Source organism: Hahella sp. CCB-MM4 (assembly GCF_002260525.1).
In the GTDB taxonomy this organism is placed as follows: Bacteria; Pseudomonadota; Gammaproteobacteria; order Pseudomonadales; family Oleiphilaceae; genus Hahella.
In genome coordinates this window covers 1-4,225 of the sequence record NZ_MRYI01000041.1, presented here as the reverse complement: position 1 = coordinate 4,225, position 4,225 = coordinate 1, and the positions used below count along the sequence as shown (strand labels likewise).

General features: G+C 43.8%; 5 protein-coding genes. All 5 read left to right on the top strand.

Features of this window, described 5'->3' with window-relative positions:
• The coding region (locus BTA51_RS28715) for an IS110 family transposase (RefSeq protein WP_141215702.1) at window positions 1-689 on the top strand (689 nt) is incomplete at its 5' end.
• A gap of 262 nt (window positions 690-951) precedes the next feature.
• Window positions 952-1,293: a hypothetical protein gene (locus tag BTA51_RS28710; protein ID WP_094712520.1), complete on the top strand. Its 342-nt coding sequence runs from the start codon at window positions 952-954 to the stop codon at window positions 1,291-1,293.
• A gap of 109 nt (window positions 1,294-1,402) precedes the next feature.
• Window positions 1,403-1,945, top strand: coding sequence for a hypothetical protein (locus tag BTA51_RS28705; protein WP_094712519.1), 543 nt, complete (start codon window positions 1,403-1,405; stop codon window positions 1,943-1,945).
• A 374-nt stretch (window positions 1,946-2,319) separates the two neighbouring features.
• Entirely contained in the window at window positions 2,320-2,826 is a 507-nt protein-coding gene (locus BTA51_RS28695) for a hypothetical protein (protein ID WP_094712517.1), read from the top strand.
• Between the two features lie 194 nt (window positions 2,827-3,020).
• Window positions 3,021-4,190: an AAA family ATPase gene (locus BTA51_RS28690; protein WP_094712516.1), complete on the top strand. Its 1,170-nt coding sequence runs from the start codon at window positions 3,021-3,023 to the stop codon at window positions 4,188-4,190.
• Window positions 4,191-4,225: the final 35 nt, after the last annotated feature.

Below are 4,225 nucleotides of genomic sequence, written 5' to 3'. Positions count from 1 at the left end.
CGGTAGATCAACAGTCAGTACTTTTGCTCCACCGTGAAAGAGATGGTCTCACTAAAGAGCGGACAGCTTTGATTAATCGTTTTCGGGCCACCCTAGCTGAATTCGGTATTGTCGTACCGGTAGGAGCCCATAAGCTAAAGCACTGGATGGCGACAGACTATTCCATGGTTGAAAGCGAACTCTCGCCAATAATGCAGCGCCATATACGACGTATGCAGGGGCGCTTAAGAGATTTAGAAAAGTTCATATTAGAGCTTGATCAGGAGCTCAATTCTTATAGTAAAAACACGGAGGCATGTCAGCGTCTGGAGGCTGTCCCTGGTATTGGTCGTTTAACGGCTACTGCTATTGTCGCTTCGATAGGGAATGGAAAGTGTTTTATGAATGCGCGTCAGTTCTCTGCCTGGTTGGGCCTTGTTCCTAAACAGCACTCCAGTGGTGGTAAGACTTGCTTACTTGGAATCAGCAAACGGGGTGATGCCTACCTGCGTCGGATGTTCATTCATGGAGCAAGAGCTGTCCTAAGGCATATGAACCCGAAACGATTGGTGACGAATTGGCTCTCAGATCTGTCAGTCCGTCGCCATAGAAATGTTGTCATTGTTGCATTAGCCAATAAACTGGCTCGGATAGCTTGGGCAATGCTTTATCATCACAGAAGCTATGACGAGCATTATCAAGTGGTTTGAACAAATTGAATGTTGACGTCGCGTTGTGCGTGGGAAGGTCAAATTGATGGCAAATCGGTTGAACCGTAATCCGAAAAATCTGGGCTTAACATCGTTTTAATAGAACGTCCAAATGTTTAGAATCGGATTGGCGGAAATCATCAGGGACATAGGCATGGCAGTATGGCAAAGTCCGAATAGATGGCTGCACAACCAATTAATCAATGGATCTTCTTGCAACAAGTGGAGCGTCCATAGATGTTATGGCTATTAAGGAACGTTGGTGTTTCAAATTATTTGGGTGACCAGTATTATTTTTGTCTGCATGGGTTTTTACTTTCATGGCAGATTTCTTGATCGAATCAAAGATCAATACCCTGATCTCTATGTAAGCTTGGGAGAACCTCGAATGTTCACGAGATATCCCATCGCAAAACATGCAATTATTAAAGATTTAAGCCCCGAAGGCAGCTTTACGGGATATACAGAATTTATGTCAGAAAGAAAGTGGGTTGGTCTAGGTGACAAGGAGTTGTCTAAATATGCAAGTTACAGGCGCTATACACAGTATTCTCTTGTGGTTCTTTTCCTGCTTGCCTTATTGTCATCTGGTGTCCAGCCATAACAAGCGCATGTTGGTCGCCCACTGCGTGGGCTGGGACCTTCGTTCCGCTGCGCTACAGTCCGGCCCCAAATGCGGGCGTTAGCTTTTTCAATCCAATCAAGGAGGAGCAATGGAACTTAAAGAGACATCATTAAACTTTGCAAAAGAAGCCGGTAGTTTCTTTTTGTGGGGTAGCTTATTGCTTGCAGGTTTTGGAATTTACCCAGAATTTGTAAGAAATGAAATTCAAAATATTTTCTTTGAGAGTATGGCGTTTAAGACAATTATCGCGGTGTTTTTTATTACTATAACGGCATCGGGTCTTTTTCTTTTGATTATGGGACCTCTAAAAGAGGGGGCCAAATTCAAAGCTTCGGTCTATAAATACTTGGTTTTGCCTCCAGCAAAATTCGGTATAAATTTTTGCGCTGTTGCCTTCGGCTTAATTTTGTCAGTGGCTTTGGTTTGCAGGGGTTATGGTTACGACGATGCCGCAGCAAGCATGTTAGTATCTTCCGTATATGTGATAGTTTTCACGCTTATGTATTGGGGGCTTACAAAGCTAGTACATGAAAAACACTTAAAACCGGTTACTAGTAAACATGCTCGATTGGGCGGTTTTCTATTAATTCTTAGTGTTCCTATATTGACCTACGTGGCATATCCAGTGTGAACCAGCTAACAAGCGGCTCCACCGGACAAATTTTAGTGTCATATTTTTTGTTCCAAAAAAGCCGCCACAAAAATTTTCTCGGTGAGCCGGGCGTTAATGTGATTCGATGAGCGGCAGGATCAAACAAATTATTTGGCTATCAATTGCGGCACCATCCGCATTGCTTATGCATAGCGGTGGCGACACAGCAATACTATTTGGCTGGTTACATCTTGTGATCACGGCACCGATTAGTATTATTTGGTGGATGTATGTTCCAAAGTCAGTGGTTGATTCTGTATCCTGCTACTTTGCTTCATTTGTGATTTCGGCAATTGCATATCTAGTTTGGTTTGTGTTGGTTCCCAAGATATTTAAGGCGGCTCGGATTCATAATGCACATTAACAAGCGCCATCACACCGCGCTTTCAACGCTCGACTCGCAACAAGTTGCTCGCGTGTGTGGCGGGCGTTATGTTTATAGCGGTCATATGAAGAAAGAACTTAAATACCCTAATATAGACGCCGCCCGCTCGGTACTTGAAAAGATCGGGGTAAATCCTATGGATAGGATAGATAGCCATGATCAAGACTTTGAATACACTAGCTGCAATTTGAAAGAGCTAACGCTTTATTTGAACTTGTATCAAGAAAGTACGACGTCGGATCAGGAAAAGAGAGTTTTAGGTTGTTATTTCTTAGAATGTTTAAACGAATATGTTGCAGATGAATCTAAACCGCATCAGAGTCAACATGAAATATTTGAACTCCTATTTAGAGATATTGAGATACACCAGTCGGAAATCGAATACTGGAATGACACTAGTGATAGCGACAAAAATAATTGGTGGCCAATAACGCTGCATATTTTAAATTGGCAAAAAATCCGTCAAAAAACATAACAAAGCTATCAACGCAGAAATAGTGACTACGCTTGCCTTGTTGTGTTACTCGCTACGCTCAAACAATAACACAACAATTCAAGCTCCGCACTATTCTGGTTATAGCGGCGTTATGGCTCCAGGCTGATTCAAGAGTTTGAGTTTGCTCGTGGTTATTTTCGGAGTTACTGAAATAGGAAAAAGGGAGAATATTAGTGCAGTTAAAATCATTCAGGGCAAGAAACTTTCGCTCAATCAACGACAGTGGTGAAATCCAAGTCTCCCGAATAACGTCACTACTTGGGCGAAATGAAAGCGGCAAATCAAATCTTCTCAGAGCATTGCACAGCCTAAACCCGGTCGAAGGCTTCCAAGCCCTAAGCCCTATAAAAGACTTTCCCCGAGATAGAAAACTTGAAGAATGCAACGATAATACACCAGTCGTTGAATCAAGCTGGACCCTATCAACATTTGAACAGCAGCAGCTTGGTAAGACGTTTCCCCGAGCAGCCGACGTATCAACAGTCAAAGTTGGGCGTCGTTACGGAGATAAACGGTGGGTCACTTTCGATGATCTACCTCCATTAGAAATTGACGACAAGTGGTTAAAATCTAAGGTTCGTAAATTACTAGCAGCACTCGACACCATTTCTGAAGAGTGTGAAGAGCCTCATTCAGAAACGATAAAAACAGCTGCTTCAAATTTCGATAGCGCGATTGCTCAAACGGACGACCTACAAGAGTGGGCTTCAAATGCGCAAACTGTAATCGCCGCGCTTGAAAAGGCATTGGTTGCCGCATCAAAGGAGCTTCCAGAGGCAATAGACGAGTCAGTAACTGAAATGGATACGTTAGCCAAGCAAATTGCGGGGGATAATGATGCTCACGCCGCTGGCCGAAATTGGGTTGTTGGGCGAATGCCAAAATTTATCTACCTTGATGACTACCCAGAATTAGAAGGCCACCAAAACTTAGCCGAATATAATCAGCGTCAGCAGCAAAACAATCCAACTGACGAAGACCGATACTTTGCCAAGCTCTGTAAGGTCGCGGGAATGGACCCAAAGAACCTTCAGGATTTAGCCAGTGACCCGGAAACACGAAACCAGCTAGTAAACCGGGCCAGTGCGGTTGTCACAAAAGAAATTCGCCGCCTGTGGAGCGACCGCAGCTTAAAAGTCCGTTTCAACCTTGATGGAAATTTCATGGACACGCTGATTTCAGACCCAACATCTGTGTACGATGTCGAGGTCAATCTCAATGAGCGTAGCAGAGGTTTTCAGTGGTTTTTTGGAGGGTGTTCAAAACTCTGTGTCAGCCAAGTCACAGATCGATGTGAGCGTCTAGCCGCCCTTCAAAGTGAATCGATAGCTGCGAGAGTGTAAGGTTCCAGTTCTGCACTGGATGCGTCCATCGTTCT